Origin of the sequence: Companilactobacillus mishanensis, from assembly GCF_003946505.1 — a bacterium.
In the GTDB taxonomy this organism is placed as follows: Bacteria; Bacillota; Bacilli; order Lactobacillales; family Lactobacillaceae; genus Companilactobacillus; species Companilactobacillus mishanensis.
The window spans coordinates 1-24497 of record NZ_RHON01000011.1; the positions used below are offsets into that span (position 1 = coordinate 1).

Annotated in this window: 24 protein-coding genes; 18 read left to right on the top strand and 6 right to left on the bottom strand. The window is 37.6% G+C overall.

What is annotated here, in order from left to right:
• Positions 1-742: 742 nt before the first annotated feature.
• Positions 743-3454 carry a glycoside hydrolase family 65 protein gene (locus EKM63_RS10040; RefSeq protein WP_125706253.1) on the bottom strand — a complete coding sequence of 904 codons (2712 nt, stop codon included), beginning with the start codon at positions 3452-3454 and terminating at the stop codon, positions 743-745.
• 233 nt (positions 3455-3687) lie between these two features.
• Here EKM63_RS10040 and EKM63_RS10045 point away from each other — a divergent pair, with 233 nt between their 5' ends.
• Positions 3688-5670 (top strand): glucose PTS transporter subunit IIA, encoded by a 1983-nt coding sequence (locus EKM63_RS10045; RefSeq protein WP_125706255.1) that lies wholly within the window; start codon positions 3688-3690, stop codon positions 5668-5670.
• Between the two features lie 452 nt (positions 5671-6122).
• Here EKM63_RS10045 and EKM63_RS10050 read toward each other — a convergent pair whose 3' ends face one another.
• Positions 6123-6566 (bottom strand): flavodoxin, encoded by a 444-nt coding sequence (locus EKM63_RS10050; protein WP_125706257.1) that lies wholly within the window; start codon positions 6564-6566, stop codon positions 6123-6125.
• A 159-nt stretch (positions 6567-6725) separates the two neighbouring features.
• On the opposite strand from EKM63_RS10050, the gene EKM63_RS10055 reads away from it, so the two are divergent.
• Together EKM63_RS10055 and EKM63_RS10060 are read left to right on the top strand one after the other, a co-directional pair.
• Positions 6726-7433: a hypothetical protein gene (locus EKM63_RS10055; protein ID WP_125706259.1), complete on the top strand. Its 708-nt coding sequence runs from the start codon at positions 6726-6728 to the stop codon at positions 7431-7433.
• Between the two features lie 381 nt (positions 7434-7814).
• Complete coding sequence (locus EKM63_RS10060; RefSeq protein WP_125706261.1) at positions 7815-8414, top strand: DPBB and LysM peptidoglycan-binding domain-containing protein; 600 nt, start codon at positions 7815-7817, stop codon at positions 8412-8414.
• A gap of 52 nt (positions 8415-8466) precedes the next feature.
• Here the strand turns inward: EKM63_RS10060 and EKM63_RS10065 are convergent, their stop codons facing one another.
• A complete protein-coding gene (locus tag EKM63_RS10065) occupies positions 8467-9633 on the bottom strand; it encodes a cation:proton antiporter (protein ID WP_125706262.1) in 1167 nt (388 codons plus the stop codon).
• A gap of 161 nt (positions 9634-9794) precedes the next feature.
• Between EKM63_RS10065 and EKM63_RS11370 the strand changes: the two genes are divergently transcribed.
• Positions 9795-9947 carry a hypothetical protein gene (locus tag EKM63_RS11370; protein WP_153494413.1) on the top strand — a complete coding sequence of 51 codons (153 nt, stop codon included), beginning with the start codon at positions 9795-9797 and terminating at the stop codon, positions 9945-9947.
• Positions 9948-10590: 643 nt separating this feature from the next.
• On the opposite strand, the gene EKM63_RS10070 is transcribed toward EKM63_RS11370, so the two are convergent.
• From EKM63_RS10070 to thrC, 3 genes are read right to left on the bottom strand one after another with little or no spacing between them, the layout of a single operon-like run.
• A complete protein-coding gene (locus EKM63_RS10070) occupies positions 10591-11025 on the bottom strand; it encodes an ACT domain-containing protein (protein ID WP_125706264.1) in 435 nt (144 codons plus the stop codon).
• A gap of 1 nt (position 11026) precedes the next feature.
• Entirely contained in the window at positions 11027-11908 is an 882-nt protein-coding gene (thrB, locus tag EKM63_RS10075; protein WP_125706266.1) for a homoserine kinase, read from the bottom strand.
• Complete coding sequence (gene thrC / locus EKM63_RS10080; protein WP_125706268.1) at positions 11895-13385, bottom strand: threonine synthase; 1491 nt, start codon at positions 13383-13385, stop codon at positions 11895-11897. The genes thrB and thrC overlap by 14 nt, the downstream gene beginning before the upstream one ends.
• A gap of 100 nt (positions 13386-13485) precedes the next feature.
• On the opposite strand from thrC, the gene EKM63_RS10085 reads away from it, so the two are divergent.
• From EKM63_RS10085 to EKM63_RS10150, 14 genes are all read left to right on the top strand, one after another.
• Positions 13486-14661 carry a homoserine dehydrogenase gene (locus EKM63_RS10085; RefSeq protein ID WP_125706270.1) on the top strand — a complete coding sequence of 392 codons (1176 nt, stop codon included), beginning with the start codon at positions 13486-13488 and terminating at the stop codon, positions 14659-14661.
• The gene (locus tag EKM63_RS10090) at positions 14661-15989 is read left to right on the top strand and encodes an aspartate kinase (RefSeq protein ID WP_125706272.1); all 1329 of its coding nucleotides are present in this window, start codon (positions 14661-14663) and stop codon (positions 15987-15989) included. The genes EKM63_RS10085 and EKM63_RS10090 overlap by 1 nt, the downstream gene beginning before the upstream one ends.
• Before the next feature lie 127 nt (positions 15990-16116).
• Positions 16117-16830, top strand: coding sequence for an NAD(P)H-dependent oxidoreductase (locus EKM63_RS10095; RefSeq protein WP_225418299.1), 714 nt, complete (start codon positions 16117-16119; stop codon positions 16828-16830).
• A complete protein-coding gene (locus EKM63_RS10100) occupies positions 16814-17002 on the top strand; it encodes a hypothetical protein (protein WP_125706274.1) in 189 nt (62 codons plus the stop codon). The genes EKM63_RS10095 and EKM63_RS10100 overlap by 17 nt, the downstream gene beginning before the upstream one ends.
• Before the next feature lie 302 nt (positions 17003-17304).
• On the top strand, positions 17305-17760 hold the full coding sequence (locus EKM63_RS10105; RefSeq protein WP_125706276.1) for a hypothetical protein: 456 nt from the start codon (positions 17305-17307) through the stop codon (positions 17758-17760).
• Positions 17744-18037, top strand: coding sequence for a hypothetical protein (locus tag EKM63_RS10110; protein WP_125706278.1), 294 nt, complete (start codon positions 17744-17746; stop codon positions 18035-18037). Before EKM63_RS10105 ends, EKM63_RS10110 begins: the two co-directional genes overlap by 17 nt.
• Positions 18003-18341 (top strand): WxL domain-containing protein, encoded by a 339-nt coding sequence (locus tag EKM63_RS10115; protein WP_164504954.1) that lies wholly within the window; start codon positions 18003-18005, stop codon positions 18339-18341. The genes EKM63_RS10110 and EKM63_RS10115 overlap by 35 nt, the downstream gene beginning before the upstream one ends.
• Positions 18342-18396: 55 nt before the next feature.
• Complete coding sequence (locus EKM63_RS10120; RefSeq protein ID WP_125706281.1) at positions 18397-19086, top strand: WxL domain-containing protein; 690 nt, start codon at positions 18397-18399, stop codon at positions 19084-19086.
• 54 nt (positions 19087-19140) lie between these two features.
• Positions 19141-20169, top strand: coding sequence for a DUF916 and DUF3324 domain-containing protein (locus EKM63_RS10125; protein ID WP_125706283.1), 1029 nt, complete (start codon positions 19141-19143; stop codon positions 20167-20169).
• Positions 20170-20309: 140 nt separating this feature from the next.
• Positions 20310-21188 (top strand): hypothetical protein, encoded by an 879-nt coding sequence (locus EKM63_RS10130; RefSeq protein WP_125706285.1) that lies wholly within the window; start codon positions 20310-20312, stop codon positions 21186-21188.
• 102 nt (positions 21189-21290) lie between these two features.
• Positions 21291-21839: an O-acetyl-ADP-ribose deacetylase gene (locus EKM63_RS10135; protein ID WP_125706287.1), complete on the top strand. Its 549-nt coding sequence runs from the start codon at positions 21291-21293 to the stop codon at positions 21837-21839.
• Between the two features lie 30 nt (positions 21840-21869).
• Positions 21870-22733 (top strand): NAD(P)H-binding protein, encoded by an 864-nt coding sequence (locus EKM63_RS10140; protein WP_125706289.1) that lies wholly within the window; start codon positions 21870-21872, stop codon positions 22731-22733.
• Positions 22734-22761: 28 nt separating this feature from the next.
• Positions 22762-23718 carry a zinc-binding alcohol dehydrogenase family protein gene (locus EKM63_RS10145; RefSeq protein ID WP_125706291.1) on the top strand — a complete coding sequence of 319 codons (957 nt, stop codon included), beginning with the start codon at positions 22762-22764 and terminating at the stop codon, positions 23716-23718.
• Between the two features lie 82 nt (positions 23719-23800).
• Positions 23801-24397, top strand: a complete 597-nt coding sequence (locus tag EKM63_RS10150; RefSeq protein WP_125706293.1) for a TMEM175 family protein — start codon at positions 23801-23803, stop codon at positions 24395-24397.
• Positions 24398-24497: the final 100 nt, after the last annotated feature.

The following is a 24497-nucleotide window of genomic DNA, read 5'->3' on the forward strand; positions in this document are numbered from 1 at the left end:
ACCTGGAACAAGCCTATACCAGTTGACCAAAGCCAATGACAATTAGAGGTTATCATGTAGTGCCCAGTTATGATTACAAATGTTAGGAATACTTAGGTTATTTTCAAACCTAATATACAGGCCTGGAACGTAGTGGAGCAACTTGGAGCTAATTGCACGAACCGCAATCATCTTCAAGCTTGCTCTTTTTCTAAATGTGCTTTGCACATTAAGAAAAATGTCACTACTGAGGCCAAATCGATTTAATTTCTCCATCTAGATTTAATCAAATCACTCATTCTGTCGGGGAGATTATATATAGAGCTTTGTTAGTTTGTTCGTATTAGACATATAACTTTGAATATATTTTTAGACTGAGAGTATTTGCTCTTGGTCTTTTTTTTGTGTTCCCAAATAAAAAATTCTTCCAGTCCCAACGGACTAAAAGAATCTTTAGAATATACTCAAACTGTATATTTCTGGTAGTCATAATATCCCAGAAAAATTAGTTATCTGGACTAACTTAGATGCAGAAAGAGAAATGATTTGGGCTCAGCACTTAAATTGTTGTTAGTGTGCGAAGCACAGTTACAACAAGGCTAAGTTTCAAGACAGACGTAGTCTGGCTCGAAATTATGCCAAGTGCGTTCCCTTCCTTGGTTGTTCGTTGGCGTAGCCAACATTTCAAAAGGTTGCGCACGCGCCACAGGCGACGTACGTTCCTTAAAGTTAAATCAATTTCATTTCGGAATCGGCAATAAAACTAATAACTAATAGTTTTCTCCTCGTCCCCTGTTAATGGGACTTGCTCGCCTTTAACTACAATCTGTGTGTCATGATCAGTAGCTACGGTAATTGAATCCTTCGAAACTGTGAAATAGTAGCGAATACCTTTAAACGTCAAATTAAACTTGATTGTTTGCCATTGATCAGGGAAGTGTGGGTCAACTGAAATTTCGTCGCCTCTAAAATCGACTCCGGCAAAATCAGAAGTTACAACGTTAACTGTGGCACCCATAACACCTAAGTGGATACCTTCTGCTGTCGTTCCACCTTGGATATCGTAGTAATCACTTGTTAATGCTTGATAGAATAATTTCCATGATAGGTCGTAGTCATTAACTTTCAAGGCTAACATTGAGTAAACAATTCTTGAAAGTGTTGAACCATGGGTGGTTCTTTGTAGATAGTAGTTTACGTTGTCTTTGATAAACTTCGTGCGGTCTTTGATTGGGTATCCCATGTCTTTGAGAATATCCATAAAGGTATCTTCTCTCAAATTATAGAGTGCCATCAATGAATCGGCTTGTTTTGCTAATTGATATTCATCTGGTGAATCGCCTTCTGATTTGAGGATACGATCCATTCTTGAAATATCACCATATTGGCGTCTGTAATAGTCGAAATCAATATCCTTTAGTTTGAAGTAGCCTTCGAATTGTCCCAGAATATCGTCTTTATTGAACTCAAGTTTGAGATTCTTACGAATGCTTTCCATATCATCTAGGTCGTCTTCATTGAAGTCGGCTCGTTTAAGATTTTCGGAAATAACCTCATCGGGTTCCTTTTGCATCAAGTACTCAAGGCGTCCAAACAACCAGCTGGTCATGATGTTGGTATAGGCATTGTTCTTCAGTCCGCCTTCATCTGCACCAGGGTATCCTTCATGGAACTCATCGGGGCCCATAACGTTTGCTATTGTATATCGCTTAGTTTCAGGGTCATATTCTGACATACTGATCCAGAGCTTGGCGATATTCAACAACATTTCAAGTCCATATTCTTTCATGAACTCATCGTCGTTAGTCATGTTGTAGTAATTCCAGATATTATAGGCGATTGCTAGAGAAACATGACGTTGTTTTCTGGAATTGTCAGGATCCCATTGATTTGTAATTGGGTTCAAGTGAGTAAGTTGTGACTGTTCATCACCATACATACCACTTTGCCAAGGGTACATTGCACCTTTGTAGCCGTTAGCTTTAGCGTATTTCTTAGCAGCACCCAAACGATTATATCTGTACATCAATAGATACTTGGCAAGGTTAGGGAAGTGCATTGTGTAATAAGGAAGGATAAATAATTCGTCCCAGAAAATGTGTCCACGATAGGCTTCACCATGAAGTCCACGGGCACCGATCGAAGCATCAAGGTCCTTGTTGACGTGCTGTTGTGCAGAAACAGTAGCGTGAAATTCATTCATCCGCAACAATTTTTGAGCCGTCACATCACCGACAACTTCAATATCTTCATTTCTCCAAATTTTTTGCCAGCATCTCATTGAGTTACTTACGGCATCAGCAAAATTCTTGTGATAGTCATGTCCGTAAACTGCATCTTCCAAGTCGCCATCAGTCTCTAGTGAAGTGTACATGCTGACTGATTTTTCGACTGTGTATGAACGTCCTTCGACGACGTGGAACTCAAGTGATTGGCTGATTCGTTCTTGGAATCTATTGGAGCTCAAAACAGCATCGTCAATGTCTGGGCATTGAATTTTGGATCCGACTGACATATTTACTTTTGAATTCTTCGTATGTGCCATTAGAATTGCTCGGTCGCCGTCAACTAATGTTTTGTCGACAATAATATGTTTTCCATTAAATGAACGATAACGTTCAACGTTCCAGTTTGTAACTGAACCGTCAATCTCGGAATAAATCTTCATTTGACCAGAGAAATTTAGTGGTTGAACGGTATATTGTAGTGAATAGTTGTGATAGTTTTTCATATCGGCAACTTTTTTAGTGGTGACTTTGATTCGTTTTCCATTATGTAGTGAAACTAGCATTGTAATGGTAAGAACACCGGTCCGCATATCAAGTGAACGATAGACATTAGTGATCTCATCGGGAGCAAGTTTAAATACGTCACCATCATCAATACTGAAACTCATATATTGTGCGTTTGGCATATTAACTAAATCTTCATTTACAATATCGTGATTATTTATATTAGTTGTTAATTGGTCGAAAACTCCAGCAACGTAGGTACCAGGGTAGTTGTCGTCGTTGGCTTTTGCCTCAAGATAGGCACCACGTAAGCCAAAGTATCCATTACCAATTGTTTGCATAGATTCTTGTCCGTACTGACGTTTTCCAGAATATGATCCATAGTATTCCAAATGCCAACCAGCATGTTCTTCTTCAAGTGATGCAGCTTGTTTCAAACCAAGTCTAGCAACATCATGCACGCCGACAGTAGGGATGTGTAACAAGTTTTCCATTGTCAATCCCATATCGATCGGTTGATTGACACAACTTACGATGGTATCTCGAAGCTCTACATCGATTGGATTAAGAATAACGACCACGTCAAAGTAGCTTGGTATCTTAGACTTAAAGTTGTCCAAGTTTTCACCAAGTGTTTTGGCTGAGTTAATATTATAAACCTTGTCGATCGTAGACTTATCGTCTGAATCTTCGTACGAATATCTTATGTGTTTATCTGTAACAGTAAGATATAGTGGTTTCATAATTTTCACCTCTCCCTTTAAGTCTAAAGTTTAAACTACTAATTATCAATTTTGTTACTAATGTTTCCAAAAATATTTTTATAAAAATGGTATTTTTTAATAATAAAAATATTAGTCTAATTTTTAAAAGAATTTATTGTTTATTTTGGAGCCAATATAATTTGAATTATTATAAAATTATAAATGTAAGCGATACAATATATTTGAGATGACATAGATTGTGGGGTGTTTTTATGAAGAATGAAGAGACATTGCTTTCACCTGCCAGTGGTAAAGTCATTAACATTACTGACGTCAATGATCCAATGTTTTCCGAAAAAGATATGGGTGACGGGTTTGGCGTTATTCCTGACGATACTGAGATACAAGCACCGATTTCAGGTAAAATAATGCTCGTAGCCCCAACTAAACATGCTATCGGTATTGCAGCAGATGATGGACTGGAAGTTTTGGTTCACTTAGGTGTCGATACTGTTGAGCTGAAAGGTGAACCTTTCGAAGTATTTGTTTCTGAAGGAGACGCTGTTAACGCTGGACAAAAGATTGCGACAATGAACATCGATAAAATCAAAGCAGCCGGTAAGAAGACAGATATTATCGTTGCAATCACTAACACAGCTAAAATGGTCAAAGAGGTTGTTCCAAAGGTCGGAGACATCAAAGTTGGTGAAGAAGCTGCAACAGTTGGCTTATTAGCTGAAGGAGAGACATCAGCTGCGCCTCAAAAAGCTGGAAAAGTCGACTTCGACGCTTTAGCAAAAGATATTGTTAAAAATATCGGTGGTGCGGAAAATGTTGACAGCGTGATCCACTGTATTACACGTGTTCGTTTCTATTTAAAAGATGAGAAGAAAGCGAACGACGACGTTATCAAGAATTTGAACGGAGTCTTAGATGTAGCTAAAGCAGGAGGCCAATATCAAGTTGTTATTGGACCAAAGGTTGAAGAAGTCTTTGATGCTGTCGTTAAAGTCTTAGGACCCGGATTTGGTGGCGAAGGAGATGCACCCGCAGCTCCTAAGCGTAAAGCACCAAAGGGATTTCTACCAAAGACAAAATTCTACTTTAGTTCATTGATCGGTGTTATTACCGCAAGTATGATGCCAGTTATCGGATTACTTGCTGCCGCAGGTATTTTGAAAGGTTTAGTTTCACTTTGTGTGTCATTCAAATGGTTATCAGCAACAAGCGATACTTATATGATCATTAATGCAATGGGTGACTCAGTCTTCTACTTCTTGCCGATCCTGGTAGGATTCACAGCGGCACGACGGCTGGGAGCAAACCAGATCATCGTTGCTGTTGTCGGTGGTGTTTTAGCATATCCTACACTAGTTCAATTAGCTACAAAAACAGCAAGTAGTGCCATGACAATCAACGCAAACTTCTTTGGAATTCCTATCCATGTAGCAAACTACACATATTCGATTTTCCCAATGATTGCCGCCGCATGGCTAGCATCAGAAATCGAACCTTGGTTAAAGAAACATATTTCAGCTTCAGTTAGAATGATCGTAAGTCCATTGATTGAAGTATTCGTAGTTAGTGCAGTTATTTTGATCATCGTTGGACCAGTTATCACATTCTTGAGTTCCATGTTAGCAAGTGGAATCGTAGCTTTGCTCAAATTCAGTCCCGCACTATCAGGATTGATAATCGGTGGCTTCTACCAATGTCTAGTAATCTTCGGATTACACTGGGCAGTTATCCCGGTCGTTGCCAACCAAATCGCTACAACCGGACACAGTGCATTGAACGCCATCGTTTCAGCAACAATGGTCGCACAAGGTGCCGCAGTTATGGCAGTATTCTTCAAAACAAAGAAAAACGTAGCAATCAAACAAATCGCTGGTGCTGCAACACTTTCAGCCTTCGCTGGAATTACAGAACCTGCAATGTATGGTATTAACTTGAAATACGGAAGAGTATTCTGGACAGCCAACATAGGTGGTGCCTTCGGAGGATTACTAACAGGATTGTTCCACGTAGATATGTGGGGATTCGCCGGATCATTGATCGGATTAGCATCATTCATCAATCCAAAAGGAATCGACTCCAGCTTCACAGGATACCTAATAGCAACAGCCGCAGCTTTAATTGTAGGATTCGTAGCAACATACTTCTTCGGATTCAAAGAATCTGACTTAGACGAAAAGATTCACACAGTAGAAAAAGTTAGATTAGGAAGCCGTGAACCAGCAGTTAAAGACGCATAAACTAAATTACGAAAAAACCGTGAAATTAATCACGGTTTTTTTTCGTCTAAAATTATTTTTATTTATAGCTGATATTTCAAATTATCGTCCTGAATAATCTTGGAATGATAAGCGTATGTTCTGCCAACAAACGCAGGTGAAAATACATATCCCCTATAAAATATGTTTCGGTTAAACACAAACCCATAAGAATATGACTATCTAGATGTAGAAAGCCAATTGATTCCGGCTCAGTGTTGAGATTTCAGTTAGCGTGCGAAGCACGCTTCGTGAAAGAGCAAGCTTTAAGATGATTGCGGTTCATGCAATTAGCTTAAAGTTGCTCCAACACGTTCCCTTCCTTGGTTGTTCGTTGGCGTAGCCAATATTTCAAACTGTTGCGCACGCGCCGAAGGCGACGTACGTTCCTCTGATGAATCAATTGGCTTTCGGAATCGGCATCCAACCACAATCTACTTCAGAAAATCATCAATATCAGAAAAACTATTAGCCGTAAATCCATCTCTTAAAACCTCAGAATCACACATTTTTTTCAAATAAGATGTGCTGTCGGCAATAGTACTTGATACACTAGTAACAAAAGGTACTAAATTTTTCCCAGTCAAATCGAATTGATCAAAGAAAGAATGCACAATCATAGGTGGCTGTTGATACCAAGTGGGGAAGCCAAGATAAACAGTGTCGTATTCAGATAGATCCAATGAAGTTGCAATCTCAGGATGTTCATCATCGCTGATCTGCTTTTCGGCTACTTTGACTAAAGTGTCGTAGTCCTCTGGATAATCCATCTTGGTTTTTAATTCAACTAAATCAGCACCAAGTTTTTTTGAAATGTATTCGGCAGCTTTTTTAGTGTTTCCTGAACGAGAAAAATATAAAACGATATTATTTGCCATTTTCAGTACCTCTTTTTAAATTGATATATTCATGATAACTTATCTCTTCTATAATAATAGATAGTATTTTTGAAATAATTGAAAAACAGCTTGCATTAAAGTCGACTGGAAGGCTTATATTAGTATCATAATTTTAAATCAATAAGTGAAGTGAACAAAATGGAAGAAACTACATATTATTCAGCAATGAAAAAAGATGAGTTAGCCATTCCCTGGACTAGTGATGAAGGACAAGTCTTGGATATAATCAAACAAGATGGAAATGCTCTGTTGATGAGCATGACCGGAAAAGAAAATGAATCATCTTCCAAATGGGTCGAGCATGGCATGATCCAGACATATACGCAGGAATCCTTGGATGAATACATCGATACACAGTCAGATAGTAATTTTTATCTGGACAATGCCTTTACATTGATGGATTCGCTAGATAAGAAGAGTAATAATGCCAAAGCACCTTACGTCAGTGCAATTTATCTGGCATCGGCCCTGGCACAAAAAATGAAGCTTCCATATAAGATGACCTGGGTGCTGTATATCGCTGCAGCTTATGGAGTCGGTTTTCTTCCAAAAATATCCGTCAATGAATTCGAGATCCAGAATTGGGACCAGATGGATTACGCCTTTATAGACAAGCTGGCCGAAGAAACACACGATGCACCCGTTTATGATAAAAATAAGGTTACGGTCATATTTAGACCAGATGGTAATCAATTTTATTTCAGAACATCTCAGGCGTTCCAAGATATTATGGAATTGTTGAAATTGAATTCTAGCGGTTTTGAGTTCGGTACCTTACAGATCAAACACTCTTATGAGTTGATTCATATGGCATTTGAACTTTCCAAATTCTATCCCAAAGAATAATTGCATATTAATATAGAAGAAACGTGTCAAAATAAGACTCGTTTCTTATTTTTTTGCAAAAAATTGGTCAAGATTATGATTTTTTGTAAAACTTCTGTAAAAAAAGTCGCTCAAATTTCGTTATTTTAGTATTATTTCCTAATTTCAGGATAAAACAGAAAAAATCCAAAAAAGATTCAATTTTTTTAGAATTTTCGAACACACCATAAAACATACTCGCAGTAGTAATTAATTTTTCAATATTTCAATCATGTTACCAAGGTTACATAAAATTCGTTGATTGTAACTTTCGCGCGGTGGTTATGTAACATAAACCTGTTAGTATACTTCTCGTAGCTTAAAGAGCTAAACAATTCTAAAGAGTAAGGATGTATATATTTCATGAAAAAAGTATTATCAATCGCTTTCGTAAGTGCCATCGCATTAACAGCTTTCGGAGTAAACACAAGTAACTCAGAGGCCGCTACTACAAAAGATAGCAATCACGTATCAGTTGTAGCCGGTGATACTTATAAGAGTATCGCTGCCAAAAATAACGTTTCAATTTCAGACCTAGAACAAGCAAACGGTCGTGAAGTTGGCGGATTCGACATTATCTACCCAGGTGAAACTATCACATTACCTACAAATAATGCCGTACAACAAAATGTACAAACAACATCAACTGCTACCACACAAAGTGCCGCAACTCCAGCATCTACTGGTACAACAACATCAAAAGGAACATTCAAAGTAAGTTTCTATGATCCAGCCGTTTTAGGTTCAGGCATGGGTTATAGCGGTGTTGCCGCAAACCTATCAGTTTTCCCTAAGGGAACACAATTGAAGATTACATTGTCAAATGGACAAGTAATGTACAGAACAGTTAACGATACAGGAACATTCGCATACAGCAACTCACAACAATTAGACGTTGCTATGCCAAGTAGCAGTATCCCTTCATACGGTGTTACATCAGCATCCGTTGAAGTAATGGGATAATAAAATTTGAAAAAAAACACGACAGAAATGTCGTGTTTTTTGTTGTGGTGAATTATGAAGCTCGACCACTATTGATGATTTTATTGAAAATCGTTGGGCCAAGTAGACAAGTTATAATTGCCGCTAAAGTTATGGCTCCAGCTTGCGTTTCACTGATGATCTTCAAACTTTTACCAACTTCCAAAATAGGAAGAACCAAAGTAATAGTTGTCGTTGTTAAAACAGCTGCAGCAAGTGATAATCTGTGACCGAATCTAGGTTTGAAGACAAAGTAGACGATGGCTTTTGATAAGACAAAGGCAATCAAGAATACCGGAATCAAGGCGAGAGCTTTAGGATTAGTGAACAGAGTCCGTAGATTCAAGTTAACACCAGTCACAATGAAGAAAATAGGGATGAAGAATCCATAACCCATCGAACTCAATTTGTCTTGAGTTTCTTCACTAGGTTGCAGCAGTTTCATGACCGCACCAGCCAAGAAGGCGCCCAAGATACTTTCAGCACCGATCTGTTCCGCAAAAGTAACTAGAGCAAAAATCAGGAAGAATGCCAAACGGATATCGAGTTGAGTCGTGGACTTATTAATATTATCGAAGAATTTGTAAACCGGTTTGAATCTTCGAAGCAGTAAAATAGCAATCAAGAAAATTACCGGTAGCCCAAAGGCAGAAATATAATTTTTTTGTTGAATAGCCGAATAAATAGTCAATGCAAGTAGGGGAATGAACTCACCCAAGGCAGCAGTCAATAGAATCGTCTGCCCGTATTCTTTTTCCAATAACCCAGTCTCTTTGAGGAGGGAAATCAGCACACCCATCGCAATAGTACAAAATAAAATAGTAGCTAAAATGAAGTTGTCGAACATTTTAGTTTCGTACATAATTCCGCTAAGAATCAACGACATTAAGAGGATACTGAAGAAACCACCAAAGGCGATACCCAAAGGTGAGCCTTTAGCTTCAGCTTTAGATTTCTTTTTTTCGATCAAGTCAAAATTGATCTCCATACCACCCAAGAAAATGAGCATGATGACACCCAAGTTGGAGAGGTACTTCAAAGTCATATCAGGCTGAACCAAATTAAGACCAGTTTTCCCGATCAAAATTCCCATAATGATTTCCGAAATAGAACCCGGCATTTTGGTGATTTTAAATCGAGCAAGAATCAAAGGAGCAGCTAACGCTGCAAATAATGTGATAAGTAATGAAAACTCTGGCATAAAAATATCCCCTAAGTAATAAAAGTTTCTTTATTCTATAACAACTATTAGTATAAACCAAATCCTTAATACAAAAACCACATCAAGTTCATTCTTTATTCATACTTTTTCGTTAAAGTAATTCAAATAAGATACAGTTCGATTACAAAATGGAGGCAGATATGAATTTTCTGTTCATGGCAGTGGCATTCGTACTTGGCCTAGTATTATTATTTACCGGCAGTCATTTTAAAAATGGGAAGGCATCAAGACTTTGTTACGGAGTCGGCACAATCGGAGTGATACTAGCGATGTATATAGCGTGGCCAAAATAAAAGATACGAAAACTTATTTGTTTTCGTATCTTTTTTAGTTGTCTTTAATATGCCGTCTGCAGAGCTGAGAAATACTCTTCGGCTGCCGTCTCCAGAGCTGTGAAATACTCTTCGGCTGTGTGCGGTACGGTTCGAGCCTAAGGTCGGTCTCGAACCTCGGTTTTAAGCCTTACCATGGTTCGGTAAGGCTTAAAACTCGTCCGGTGGTGTAAGGGCTAAAGCCCTAACGCCACTTTCACTGCCTTCGAATATTTCTCAGCTCTTCCGACTAGTTTTGATCGATAATTGATTATACAGCTGACTCAATATAATTTGTGGATTATAAAATTCGAGTTTCAGATAATCCCAGAATTTAGGGTTCAATTCCCATACTGGTGATAAATTACAGTGAACTGAATACTATTAAAGAATGGTGCACTACATCCGCACCCAGACCCAAAGAATGCATAAGATTGAATAGTGCTGTTTAGATGCAGGAATCAAATCGGTTTCGGCTCAGTAGCTAAATTTCACTTAGTCGAGGGACTCGGCTTAGTGAAAGGGGCAGCTTGAAAACTTTTCGAATTTTGAAAAGGTTCCAAGTGTCCCAGCTACGTTCCAGCCGAAGAAACCGATTTGATTCCGGAATCGGCACCAACCACCTCTACTCAATCGAAATCAGTTGAACATTACTGATTCCTTGATAACCACTTAGTTTATCCAATATATCATCAATAGTCCCGCTCAAATGACTAATATCAAACGATAAAACAACACTCGCAAGATCATGAATAGGAATATTTTGGTTGATAGTCAAAACACTTGCATTGGAATCTGACAACAACAGCAAAACTTTCGAAAGTAAACCTTGTTCATGCTCCAACATCAATGATATCAGTGCTTTCCTTGTTGTCCTATTTTCTTCAGGCAGAAAGACTAAACCTTTATATTTGTAGTAAGTTCCACGACTGATGCCAACAACTTTAACAGCATCGCTGACTTGATGGACTTTACCACTTTCCAAAAGTTGTCGTGCTCTGATGACTTTATCATAGGTCTCTGGCAAAATTGATCCATCAACAATATAATATTTTTCCACTTTAATCTACCTCGCTAGTTGCTCCCTTTTTGTCGACACTTAAATGATGTATTTCCCAATCTGGAAATGCTTTTGTAGCATCTGAAATGATTTTGTCGGCGGCCATTCCGTCGGCTGTGATTGCCATCATCGTTGATCCGCTACCGCTGATATACATTGTACCATTTGAATTTTTGCAGATTTCTTTAGCTTGTTTGTAGTCGGGGATAAGTGTGGCGCGATAGGGTTCGTGCATCTTATCCTTGATGGCACTGTGAATAACTTTCATATCACCAAGCTCCAAGGCTTTTGCTAAAGCACCTAAGTGGCTCATCTGATAAATTGCATCACTATAGCTCATTTCGTTTGGCAAAATCGAGCGTGCTTCTTCTGTGCTGACTTTGTAATTTGGAATCATGGCGATGAAATGTAAGTCAGGACTTACATTGAAATGAACAGTTTGGACGTTTTGATCCTCGTCGACAAATGAAACGCCTAAGTTTCCGTAGATGGCAGGGGAGACATTATCTGGATGTCCTTCCATTTGTGTGGCTAAGTCCAAAATTTCATCATTTGCCAAAGGTCCGTTGAACCAAGTATTGGCACCTTTCAATCCGGCTACGATACAGATGGCAGAGCTGCCTAATCCACGTGCTACGGGAATCGTATTATCAATAGTAATTTTTACATTTGGTACTGGCTCGTTAAGAAAATTACAGCATTTAACGAAGGCTTGATACACTAAATTATCTTCATTTTTGAATTCATCTGGACAACCAACAATTTCTAATTTATCTGAACTAGGTTCGAAAGTAATCGTTGAGTATAAAGAAACGGCCAGACCCATACAGTCAAAGCCGACTCCAATATTTGCACTTGTTGCGGGAACTTTAATTCTTATCATAAAACTCTGCCTCTACTTTCGATTTCACATAAGACTTCATGTCTGATTTGTCGATCACGTCTTCATGCAAAATTGGTAGACTCCAAACTTTCTCAAGATTGTCAGGGATGGCAACGTTAGTTTGTTGAGCCAATTTTTCCATAATTTCGTGGTCATCATCGGGGATGTCATCCATAACGGCATCAGCAACGACTTTGACAAATTTATATGGGCTAGCTGTACTTAACAGCACCATCGGAGTTTTGGCATCGTGTGCCTGATAGTCACGCATAACTTTATAACCGACGGCTGTATGTGGATCCATTAGATAGCCATCTTTATTATATACATCTTTGATTGAATCTTTAACTTCATCGTCTGTACTGAAGCCACAATAGAAATCTTTTTTGATCTCGGCAAGGATTTCATCGGAAACTTGATATTTTCCTTCACTCTCAAGTTGATCCATCAATGTCTTAACGTAATCTGTATCTTCACCACTCTTATAATAGAGGAGACGCTCAAAATTACTTGATATCTGGATGTCCATACTTGGGGCAACTGTCTGGAAGAATGGCATGTTGCGATCGTATATACCACTGTTGAAAAATTTTGTTAAAACGTTGTTCTCATTGCTTGCGACGATAAATTTGTTCACAGGTAGTCCCAATTGCTTGGCGTAGTAGCCTGCTAGCACATCACCGAAGTTACCAGTTGGTACTGTAAAATTAATTTTGTTTCCTATATTAATATGCTTATTTTTTACCAATTGCATATATGAATAGAAGTAGTAGACCACTTGAGGAATTAGACGACCAATGTTGATCGAGTTAGCACTTGAAAGACTGACATTGAGGCCTAGTTCCTTTTTGAGTTGTTCGTCATTAAAAATCTTCTTCACATTACTTTGAGCATCGTCAAAATTACCTTTTATGGCAGTTACTTCTGTATTGCTTCCATTTGTAGTTGTCATTTGAAGCTTTTGAATCTTGCTAACACCATTATGTGGATAGAAGACTGTGATACCCATTTTCTCGAGATTCTTGAATCCTTCCAAAGCAGCTTTTCCTGTGTCGCCACTTGTTGCTGTCAAAATCATTACTTTGTTATTAGCTTCCAAAACGTTCTTCATTAATTGAGGCAACATCTGTAATCCAACGTCCTTGAAGGCACTTGTTGGTCCGTGGAATAATTCCAGTACATGGAAATCATCGACGTCAGCCACTGGTGTTACTTCTTTTGTATCAAAGCTTTCGTCGTAGGCATTGTGGATACTGTTGCTTATTTCTTCATTAGAGAAGTCAGGCAGGAGTTTTTCCAATACGATCTGTGCTATTTCTTCATAGCTTAAATTAATTAATTTATTAACGTCTATATGTAATTTGTTGAGGTCGGGGAATACGAAAAGCCCGCCATCATCAGCGAAGCCTTTCTTTATAGCTTCCTTTGCTGAAATTTGTATTTTTTTATTTCGTGTACTTGTATAGTAATTATTCATCGGTTATAACTCCTTGCTTTTCGAATGTTTATATGATAACCTGTTTTTAAATAAAAAACAAGTGTTTACGAATAATGAACACGTACAGGAGGTTAAGCCTATGAATATCGCAATATTAGGATTTGGAACAGTAGGAAAAGGCGTTTATGAAATAGTAAAGAAGGCCAATGGGCAAACCAGAAACCTCTCTGTAAGTCACATCTTGATCAGAAAGAATAAAGAACGTGTTCTTCCCGAAATGACAGGTAATATAGAAGAAATATTAAATGATAAAAATACTGATGTAGTTGTAGAAGCTATCGGTGGTATCGAACCAGCTCACGAATACATCCTTTCAGCATTAGAACATGGTAAACATGTGATAACAGCTAACAAGGCAGTTATCGCAGTTTACTTGAAAGAATTTACAGATGCTGCAGAACAAAACAATGTTAAGTTTTACTTCGAAGCTTCAGTTGGTGGTGGTATTCCTTGGATCCAAGGTTTGGAAAAAGCACTCAGAATCGACCGTGTTAATTCAATCCAAGGTATCTTCAATGGAACAAGTAATTTCATCCTCGACCAAATGAGCCGTCGTGGTGGTTCATTCGTAGATGTTTTGAAGGAAGCTCAAAAACTTGGATATGCTGAAGCAGACCCAAGTGCTGATATCGATGGTATCGACGTTGCCAACAAGCTTTGTATCAGTTGTGACATTGCTTATAACATCGATATCAAGAATCGCAAAGCACTTCCAATCTTTGGTATCAGAAATATCACAGCCAAAGACGTTGAATACTTTGCAAAGAAGGGCCTATCAGTTAAATTGATCGGTCGCACACATCAAAAAGGTAACAAATTCGACTACGTGGTTGAACCATCATTGTTCGTTAACCATTCACTCGAAGCCAACACACCTGACAATTACAATTTGATTTCTCTAAACGGAGATACAATTGGAAAACTTGATTTCTTCGGACAAGGTGCAGGGATGTTACCAACAGCCAATGCCGTTATCCAAGACATTCTCGATATCCAAGAAGAAAAAGAACACTTAAAACGTGAATTCAACAAGAAGTTAGAGTATTGCCCACAATTAACAAAAGGTGATTACCTAGTACGTTCAAAAGCCGACATTGCAGATTTATTCAAAGATTTCGCACCAACATACGAAGGCAAATATTTAGCAGTACATTCGATTCCAGTAGGTGAAATGCATAAAATTATGAGACAAGTTCTAAAAGTGGACAGCTCAGCATTTATGGTTAGCCTGCCAAATGGGGAGGCAGTTGCATAATGAAAGTAGCAAAATTTGGAGGAAGCTCCGTAGCAGATTCAGATCAGTTTAGAAAAGTAAAAGCGATAGCGAACAGTGACTCAGATAGAAATGTCATCGTCGTGAGTGCCGCTGGTAAAAGTAGTGCTGAGCCAGTCAAAGTTACAGATTTATTGATTCAGTTGGAAGATGCCAAATCAAACGGTACAGACTGCCAACGAATTTTCGATCACATAAGTGATCGCGTTCTCAAGATTCGTGATGAGTTAAATCTTGACGTCAATATTGAAAACGATCTGAAGGAAATTTATTCAAAATTAGATAGCTGTTCACATGATTACTTAGTCTCACGTGGTGAATATTTAACAGGTAAATTGATGGCCGCTTATCTCGGCTATTACTTCGCAGATGCTAAAGACTTCATGATTTTCGATAGGGAAAATTTTGATTATCAAGCATCCGAAAAACGTATCAAAGAAATTATGGCTGCCCATGAATATATCGTCGCACCTGGTTTCTATGGTGCCAATGAAGATGGTTCAATCCACTTGATGCCCCGTGGTGGTAGTGACATCTCCGGCTCGATTTTGGCAAGCCTACTCAACGCCAGCCTTTATGAAAACTGGACAGATGTATCAGGTATCTTGATGGCAGATCCAAGAATCGTCAATCATTCAAAGAAAATCGATGTCCTAACATATGATGAGCTACAAGAATTGTCATACATGGGAATCGGAGTTTTCCAAGAAGAAGCAGTTCGTCCTGTACGTGAAAAACAAATCCCAACAAAAATTCTCAATACAAATCATCCAGAAGATAGCGGAACACTTGTGGTAGATTCCGCTGCTAAAAAGTCAGATAACAATATAATCACAGGTATCGCTGGTAAGAAGAATTACACAGTTATCACAATCAAGAAATATCAATTGAACAAACATATCGAAGTATTGCAAAACGTTCTCTCCGTTCTTCAAAAATTCCATATCTCGATCAATTACGTTCCTTCAGGTATGGATTCATTCAGCTTCCTTTGCAGACAAAGCGAAGTTAGCAACAAACTAGAAGCTATTCTTCTAAAATTAAGAAACAAATGTGGGTTGGATTCAGTTGAAGTTAATCGTGACATCGCCTTAGTTGCTGCTGTTTCACTCCAATTGAGCAAACGTCCTGCTATTGCTGGTAAGATTCTCGATTATCTTGATAACAGTCTCATCAACGTCAGATTGGTTATTCAAGAAGGTAGTGACATCAAAGTTGTCTTCGGTGTCTCAAATGAAGATTACGAAAAAACAATTTCAAAGATCTATCGTGAGGCAATGTTTCGCGATTACAAAAGAATTCCAGCTTAGATTATTGAGAAGGTTGAAATTCATCTCATTTGAAAATTTCTTATACATAGGTAGGGGAGTCAGACCTTGAGTCTGGCTCCTTTTTGCGTGGCATGTTATTCTGAAAATAATATTTATAACTACGAAGGTGATTTCTATCAAAACTTTAATTGTTGTTTCTCATCCAGAAATTAATAACTCACAGACGGAAGAATTTTTACAGCAGGCAGCCAAACCTATGGAAGATGTGACTTGGCATCATGTGGAGTCACTTGAAAAAATTGATGTTGATGCTGAACACAAGTTATTGAAGCAAGCTGACCGAATAATTTTCCAGTTTCCTCTATATTGGTATTCTGCTCCAGCAGGTTTGAAGCATTGGATTGATACAGTAATGGGACGTAATTTCGTCTATGGTGATGAACAATATAATTTGGAAGATAAAGAATTTGGATTAGTTGTTACCACTGGTATGCCCTTGAAGGACTTCCAAGTTGGAGGAACTGAAGGGATGAGCCTTGATCAAATTATGACGCCTTATCGAGCATTTGCTAAAAGGGCTAAAATGATAATTATGCCAATATTTACGGTGGCTCAGTTCTGGTATCAAACAGAACCCCAACAAATGAAACTATTGATAGATTACCAACGATATATTAATCAAAAATACCCAGACTCATTAAACAACCGCCAAGATTGGTTCGAACATGAGCTAACAAAGTTTGTTAGCAGGTTAAGTGACGAAGATGAGAGAAATGCCAATTTGGTCTTAGAAACATTTCGAGAACAAATTGAAGATTTAGATCAATTAAATGATACTTTGAAAATGATTAAGAAGGGTGAGGATGACAACCTTGAATGAACATTGTGAATGGTTATTAAATGAAGTCGATAAATTGCAACAAAAGCAAGCACATTATGAAGACAGAGCATTTTTGTTGTCTTTGAAATCGGTCATAAATGAGCAAAATGAGCGTTCGGAACAGATCCAAAATGAACTAGATGGAAGATTATGGAATCATACAAATTGGTAAATTGTTAACAAAATCGGACAAAAAATAAAATTTGTCCTGTTTTAATATGTCATGTACGATACTTTTTTATCATAAATAACGCATTTTTGATTAAAATTATTCTAATAAATTAAAAATATTTGTTTTAATAAAAATTTTTTTGAAGAAATGAAACCCTTTCCATAGATTTATGTGGTATAAATAATGTATAATTTAGGTGTTAAAAAATAATAATTTGCATATCATTTATTGACCCTTGTAATAAAGTATTATATAGTTTTCACGCCTGAATAATTCGATGTGTAAATTGTAGGAGGGTTGTGATGTGGAAAAAAATTAGTTTTCTAATACTTTTAATTTTTCCAATGCTCTATGCCTTGCAATCGCAACCTGTGATTGTTAAGGCTGATTCGCAGTCAGGTTTTTACGACATTACGTTAACTAACGATAATAATAACGGTGACAACAATGGAGGAGGAGATTCATCCGGATCCGGTTCAGGAAATGGAGATTCTAACTCCGGCAAAGACCAAACTACGAATGGAAATAATGGTGGTCAAACCCAAAATACTACCAAGACACCAGGCTCAGCGACAGTGGCTCCAGCAAGCGGCCAGTCAAAGAGTGGTTTATCTGGCTTGCTGCCACAAACAAATAACTTACAGGAAGGTCTATTACTAGGAATGGGTGTGCTGATATTAGCACTGTTTAGTTGGGTTATCTATTTACTAGTAGCAGACAAGAGAAGAAGGGGACTACACAATGAAAAAATTAATTAAGGTTACTACTCTTTTAGGAGCAGCAGTTTTAGGTCTATCAACAGCAGGAGTTGGCGTTGCTAACGCTGCTACAATTAATGACGATAATGTATCTGGTACATCAAAAGCTGATGTATCATTGACACAAGATGAAAGCAACAGTTCAATTAAGTTAACAAAGGCTCCAGACATTCATTTTGCAGAACAAAAAATTACTGGTTCTGCACAGAAAGCTCTACCTGCAGATTCTATTGATGCAATGCTTGAAGTTGTTAACCCAGGTCTCATTTGTTGTTAACGCAAGCCCATTTACAAGCGCAGATGGTAAACAAACATTGACTGGTGCACAATTATCTCTAGCTAATGGTTCTATCTCATCTGATACTGACGTGACAGACGGTGTGTCACAACACGATTTAACTCCATTAGGTACAGATGATGCTTTAATTTTTGATGCTGCCGCTTCAAAAGGTATTGGTACATGGGATTTAACACATGATAAGTCTAATGCAACATTAGATATTCCTTCAGGTGCAGTGGCTGGAGATTATGCTTCTACACTTACATGGACATTAGTAAATGCACCTTCAGGTCAAGAATAAGATACTAATTAGAAATTTAATCAAAAAAGTAAAATAGAATTAAGGAGAGGACAATATGCGATGTAGTCGTAAGCTGATAAGCGGAATACTGCTGAGTGCTATATTGTCCTTTTCAGCATTCCCGCAAACTATTTTGGCAAACACGCTTGATACTCATGCGAATGTTTCGTTGCGTGCGGTCGATCCTAGTGATCCTAATAAGATTCGTGACCCATACGATCCAGACTTGAATTATCCTGGTGATTCTAATGATCCGGGTAACAATGGTACTGGTTCCGTTGGTCAGCTCACATTAGATTATGTAAGTAATCTGAGGTTTGGTACGCATTCAATAAAACAGGGTGGTATATCCGTCCCTGCAACGAATACTCATGCGATGGTGCAAATAACAGATCTGCGTGGTAACGGTAACGGTTGGACTTTACAGTTGAAACCTGAAGCTTTGGTTGGTGAACAAACTAGTTCTCAAATTACTGATGGCTATTTATATCTAGGTTCTGAAGCAATCAGAAAACCTAGTGATAGTGTCAGTGATCCACCAATCACGCAATCGAAACGACTAATGTTAGGTGAATTCGACAATGTCTTGAAGGCACCTAAGAATACTGGTTTGAGTACTTGGATTTTGGGATTAAATCAAAATACTGATTCTCCAACAACGTTGGTATTAAATAACATTGACGCTGTTCAACCAGATCATTATGTAGGTTCTTTAGATTGGTCCTTGACCAATGCACCAAGTTAAGTAAAATTGTTGTTAAAGAGGATTTTGTAGAGGATTAGGAGACTATATGTAACTATGAAGAAATTTTGGTTAGCAATCACATTTTCGTTGATCGCATTGTTTGGAGTTTTCTTTGGAGGGCAAACAATCGCCAACGCTGAATCGTTGAAGTTTACTGTTTCAGCAGTTCAACCAGACAGTCAAATCGATAAAAAGACGACTTATTTTGACATGTTGGTCAAACCCAACGAAGATCAGAATTTGACCGTTAAAATTACTAACAGTGATAAAAAGGCCCATAAGTATCGTGTGTCTATCAATCGTGCCGGAACTAATAGTAACGGTGTAATTGATTACAGTACACATGGTGTTAAGCCGGACAAATCATTGAAGAATAATGTCGAAAGTCTAGTGCCTGCTCCAACAACAGTTACAGTTCCAGCTCAAACAACACAAGATTACAACTTCACTTTGAAGACACCCGCTAAAGATTTTGGCGGAGTAATACTTGGTGGTGTTAGAGTTCAGCAAGTAAGTCAAGATAGTTCATCCAAGAAAAAAGGTGTTTCGATCCGTAATAAGTTTGCCTACGTAATTGGTTTACAGTTACATTCAAACGAGGATTACGTTGCACCTGACATGAAATTATTGGGTGTGAAAGCTAAACAGATGAATTATCGTAATTACGTTACAGCTAACCTACAGAATACTAAACCAACAATTATGCATGACTTGGTAGTTAATGCCAAAGTTCATACACAAGGTAAAAAAGACAAGGTTTTATCTGTAAAGAAGACGAACATGTCAATGGCTCCTAACAGTAATTTCGATTTCCCAATCGGTACTAATGGGAAGGCTCTTAAAGCGGGTAAGTATACCCTGGTATTAGATGCAAAAGCTGAAAAGGGCAGATATCACTGGCACTTCACGAAAAACTTTGTAATTACTGATAAAACAGCTAACAAGTTAAACAAGTCAGCTGTTGATCAAGAGCAAGGGCCAAATTACTTCATTTGGATCTTGGTAGCAATTATCATTGTTATCATCTTGCTCGGAATCATTATTTACTTAAATCAAAAGAATCAAAAGAAACGTAGAGAATAGAATACGTTAAGAGACCACATTGAGAGATGTGGTCTTTTTTAGTTTCATGATATATCTGAAATAACCTTGACTGAATAATATAAATATATTAATATTTTTATTGAATTAAAGAAATAAATATATTTAGTCGGGGAGAAAATATGAAGAAAAAATATTCACTTTTACTAGTGATTGTGATGATTGTCATGGTACTAGCAGGTTGTTCAAACGGGGGAGCCTTGGGCAACAATCATCAAGATGAAACAGTTGTGCAAAAGGCAGTTCGTACTGATAAAGCTATTACTATGACTGATATTTTGAATAGTAAGAAGCCAGTTATTATGTATCAAGTTTACACAAATAAAGGTAAGATATCGTTTGGTCCTCGATCAGTTGTTACTTCCGTTTTGGTATGCCAGAACGGTAAAGCTACATCTTATTGGACTTCGGCTTATATTAAAGATTTTGATGGATTATCGGAAAAACAAATTCTATCTAAAGTAAAGAAGTTAGATAAATCTAATTTTAAGTTATACAAGAAGGAAGCAATAAGATTATCAATCAAAGGAAAGGCGGATTTTGATCCATCTGACTATGAAGAATCAGATCAAGCTGATGCTGAAAAAGCTCTGAGTATCGTAAATAAAAATATCAATAAGTTGAAACAAGTTGAATACAAAACACCAGTTTCACAAAAGGTACGAATTGATGCAACCAAATCGTATTCACATAAGAAGATTATCGCTGAGGATTTTGACATGACTAGTACAGATGAATTAATTGGAGTGGGCGATCCAGAAGATATAATGAATATCGACAATAAAGATATCAGCAAAAAATCTGATTATGCTTCCACTGAGTCACTCAATTATGGTTTCTACGAAACTGTAACCGGTCTCTCAGGTAACAGATTCAACTACGCAGGATATACAGGTAAGAATCACCAACTGCTAATTAGATATCCAAGAAACAAGTCAGTTACATTCAACATGGATACTCCTAAATCTAAGTATCTAAATGTTAAATCAAACTGGAATTAAACTTTAACGTAAGAGCAGAATAATAATTCTGTTCTTTTTTGTATTGCAAATCATATTAATAAACAATATATTGAAATTAATACGTTTATGGTGGGTGATAGGATGAGTTCTTTAGATTTTAAAGTTTGTGATATTACGATGGTTCACTACGATGCTATCGTCAATGCTGCCAACAGCACGTTGCTTTGCGGTGGAGGAGTCGATGGTGCGATTCATCGTGCCGCTGGTCCTCAATTAGTTGAGGAATGTCGGACTCTTCATGGTTGTAAAACTGGTGAAGCAAAAATTACTCTTGGTTACAATTTGCCCTCGAAACACGTTATCCACACGGTTGGTCCAGTATATCCATCAATGTCACCTGATGAAGCTAAGTTGTTACTGACTGCTTGTTATCGAAATTCTTTAGATGTTGCTAAGAAAAATAATTTACATTCGGTCGCTTTTTCGGCAATCTCAACTGGTGTTTATGGTTATCCAATCGATGACGCCACTGAAGTTGCTATGAATACAGTCGCAAATTGGTTAGAAGACGATTATCAAATAGACGTCTTGATGACTTGTTTTGATAATGTTGTCTTCAGTAGTTACCAACGTTTTCTACAAGAGTATAATGGCAACAATAAATATTTAACGACTTTAAAAAACAAATAATTTATAAATTTCTAAAAGGAGAGTGTCAAAATGAGATATACGATTACAGGTGGCACTGGTCATCTTGGTTCCCAAATTGTTAAAGCTCTAACAGAATACGTACCAGCATCAGAAATTCGTGTTGGTGTTCATACTGTTTCTAAGGCACAACATTTGATTGATGCTGGATTCGATGTCCAGGCATTTGACTTCTTTGATGAAGAAAGTCTCGGCAGCTTGTTACAAGATACTGATGTCTTTATTTATGTGCCAAGCAAGAGTCATACAAGTTATAGCCGTATTGGCGAGCTTGAAAAGGTCCTGATTGCAGCACAAATGACTGAGGTTGGACACATCGTTGCCATGGGATTTGTGGCTGATCAAGTAAATAATCCTTTTGATCTGTCAGCATTTTATGGTTATCTACCAAGACGTTTGGCAGAAACTGGTTTGGATTACACGATAATCCGTAACGCTTTATACGCTGATCCATTGGTTCCTTACATTCCAGAATTGATCGAACGTAAAAATATCATTTATCCAATGGGTAATGAATCATTGTCATTTATTTCATTGGAAGATAGTGCTAAGGCATTCGCCAAAGTTGCTACAACTAAATCACTTCTGGTTCCCGATAAAATTTATACTTTGACTCAATCAAAGAATTATACGATGCCACAGTTAGCTGAAATTTTGACTGAAGTATCTGGTCACGAAATCGGTTATGAACCCATGACACTACAAGAATTTGCTGACACATATAATGAAGATGGCGGAGGGCACATGCTTGCTTCAATGTATGATGCTGGTTCGATGGGATTATTGGATCAAGTGACAGATGATTATCAAAAAATCATGGGTGAACCTGCTACTGGTCTAAAGAAATTTATTACAGAAAAATATTCAGAATTATAATATTCATCAAAAGAGGGAAGGTTTTATTATGAAAGCGGTCGTTGTTAAACATCCGGGTGGTCCGGAAGTCCTGGAATATATTGACGTTGCTACACCTGAAGTCAAACCAGGATGGAGTTTGGTCCAGGTAAAGGGATTTGGTATCAATCATTCCGAAATTTTTACTAGACAAGGTTATTCACCTAATGTTAAATTTCCACGTATTTTAGGTATTGAAGCTGTTGGTGTGATTGCCGAAACAACTGATTCTGACAATTTGCCAAAGGGACAACAGGTTATGTCGTTCATGGGAGAAATGGGCCGTGAATTTGACGGTGGTTATGCTGAATATGTACTGTTACCAAATGAACAAATTTATCCAATCAACTCTAATTTAAGTTGGGAAGATCTAGCTACGATCCCTGAAACTTACTATACTGCTTATGGTGCATTATTAGGATTACAACTAAAAGATGGTGACTCACTACTAGTTCGTGGTGGTACAAGTGGAGTTGGCGTTGCTGCTACTAAATTAGCTAAGGCCATCAACAGCACGGTTCAAGTTAGCGGGACAACTCGCAACCTTGCTAAATCAGATTTGCTTAAAAAGGTTGGCTATGATGAAGTTATCCAAGACGTCGATGGTGATTTGAAAACTAGCTTACAATACGACAAGATTCTCGATTTGATTGGTCCTAAGACCATCAAAGATTCATTAGGGAAGTTGGCCATGAACGGAATTGCCAGTTGTACTGGTGAACTTGGTGGTGAATGGACAGTCGATGATTTTGAGCCAATCGGTGACATTCCTAATAATCGTTATCTGACATCATTTGCTTCTGCAGATGTCAGTGTGTCAAGATTGCATGACCTACTACACTTGATTGCTGACAAACATGTTGACGTCAAGCCTACCAAAGTTTTTACTCTAGAAGATGTTAAAAAAGCACATGAATATCTTGAAGGTAATCATAGTTTTGGAAAAGTAGTAATCTTAGTTAAATAAAAATCTCCTTGAGGAAATAAAATGATTTATCAAATGATAAGTTTGGTATAATTATTTTACTAAATCAAAGGGGATTTTTTTATTGAATAAGTCTAGGGTAGAGGCGTTCACGGATGCCATTTTAGCAATTATACTTACTATCATGATTTTGGAATTCAAGGTTCCTGAATCAGTCAAATTGAGTGCCATCGTTCCACAGATTCCGTACCTGATTTCATATGCTGTCGGATATTTATTCATTGGAACAGCTTGGTACAATCATCATTACATGTTTTCGAAATCTCATTTAGTGACTCAACGAGTTTACTGGGCAAATAATCTTTGGATGTTCACGACCTCATTCATTCCGGTGGCAACTGCCTGGATAAGCCAAGATCTGAATGCCCGCGGTCCACAAATTTTTTACGCAATCGTTTATACAGCTTGGTCATTAGCCTATACGTTGCTCAGTTACTTTATCGCTAAAGATAATGAAGATGCTGGACATGGAAAAGAAGCAGCCGATATTCGAAGGATGAAAATTTATCGATTCATGACTTCTTGGAAAACTGCGATTCCTCATTTTATTGTCTTGATACTTATTTTGATATTTATGCCTGCTCTGCAACTTGCTCTGGTCGTTATCCAAATTATCTTCGTTGGAGCAAGGTTTAATAAAGATAGTGATAAATTATTTTAATTGTAAAAAAGTCCATTTTAATTTGTAAATGGACTTTTTTTGTGTGTAAGATAAACAAGGATAGGAGTGATTGGATCAAGAATTCACTTAAAGTTAGACT

Bases quoted from the DNA above. Each gene is read 5' to 3' on its own strand.
- EKM63_RS10125 (WP_125706283.1), top strand. From the start codon at position 19,141: ATGAAGAAATTTTGGTTAGCAATCACATTTTCGTTGATCGCATTGTTT.
- EKM63_RS11370 (WP_153494413.1), top strand. From the start codon at position 9,795: ATGAATTTTCTGTTCATGGCAGTGGCATTCGTACTTGGCCTAGTATTA.
- EKM63_RS10100 (WP_125706274.1), top strand. From the start codon at position 16,814: ATGACAACCTTGAATGAACATTGTGAATGGTTATTAAATGAAGTCGAT.
- thrB (WP_125706266.1), bottom strand. From the start codon at position 11,908: ATGATAAGAATTAAAGTTCCCGCAACAAGTGCAAATATTGGAGTCGGC.
- EKM63_RS10065 (WP_125706262.1), bottom strand. From the start codon at position 9,633: ATGCCAGAGTTTTCATTACTTATCACATTATTTGCAGCGTTAGCTGCT.
- thrC (WP_125706268.1), bottom strand. From the start codon at position 13,385: ATGAATAATTACTATACAAGTACACGAAATAAAAAAATACAAATTTCA.
- EKM63_RS10130 (WP_125706285.1), top strand. From the start codon at position 20,310: ATGAAGAAAAAATATTCACTTTTACTAGTGATTGTGATGATTGTCATG.
- EKM63_RS10145 (WP_125706291.1), top strand. From the start codon at position 22,762: ATGAAAGCGGTCGTTGTTAAACATCCGGGTGGTCCGGAAGTCCTGGAA.
- EKM63_RS10050 (WP_125706257.1), bottom strand. From the start codon at position 6,566: ATGGCAAATAATATCGTTTTATATTTTTCTCGTTCAGGAAACACTAAA.
- EKM63_RS10040 (WP_125706253.1), bottom strand. From the start codon at position 3,454: ATGAAACCACTATATCTTACTGTTACAGATAAACACATAAGATATTCG.
- EKM63_RS10120 (WP_125706281.1), top strand. From the start codon at position 18,397: ATGCGATGTAGTCGTAAGCTGATAAGCGGAATACTGCTGAGTGCTATA.
- EKM63_RS10110 (WP_125706278.1), top strand. From the start codon at position 17,744: ATGAAAAAATTAATTAAGGTTACTACTCTTTTAGGAGCAGCAGTTTTA.
- EKM63_RS10055 (WP_125706259.1), top strand. From the start codon at position 6,726: ATGGAAGAAACTACATATTATTCAGCAATGAAAAAAGATGAGTTAGCC.
- EKM63_RS10085 (WP_125706270.1), top strand. From the start codon at position 13,486: ATGAATATCGCAATATTAGGATTTGGAACAGTAGGAAAAGGCGTTTAT.
- EKM63_RS10140 (WP_125706289.1), top strand. From the start codon at position 21,870: ATGAGATATACGATTACAGGTGGCACTGGTCATCTTGGTTCCCAAATT.
- EKM63_RS10090 (WP_125706272.1), top strand. From the start codon at position 14,661: ATGAAAGTAGCAAAATTTGGAGGAAGCTCCGTAGCAGATTCAGATCAG.
- EKM63_RS10135 (WP_125706287.1), top strand. From the start codon at position 21,291: ATGAGTTCTTTAGATTTTAAAGTTTGTGATATTACGATGGTTCACTAC.
- EKM63_RS10060 (WP_125706261.1), top strand. From the start codon at position 7,815: ATGAAAAAAGTATTATCAATCGCTTTCGTAAGTGCCATCGCATTAACA.
- EKM63_RS10105 (WP_125706276.1), top strand. From the start codon at position 17,305: ATGTGGAAAAAAATTAGTTTTCTAATACTTTTAATTTTTCCAATGCTC.
- EKM63_RS10045 (WP_125706255.1), top strand. From the start codon at position 3,688: ATGAAGAATGAAGAGACATTGCTTTCACCTGCCAGTGGTAAAGTCATT.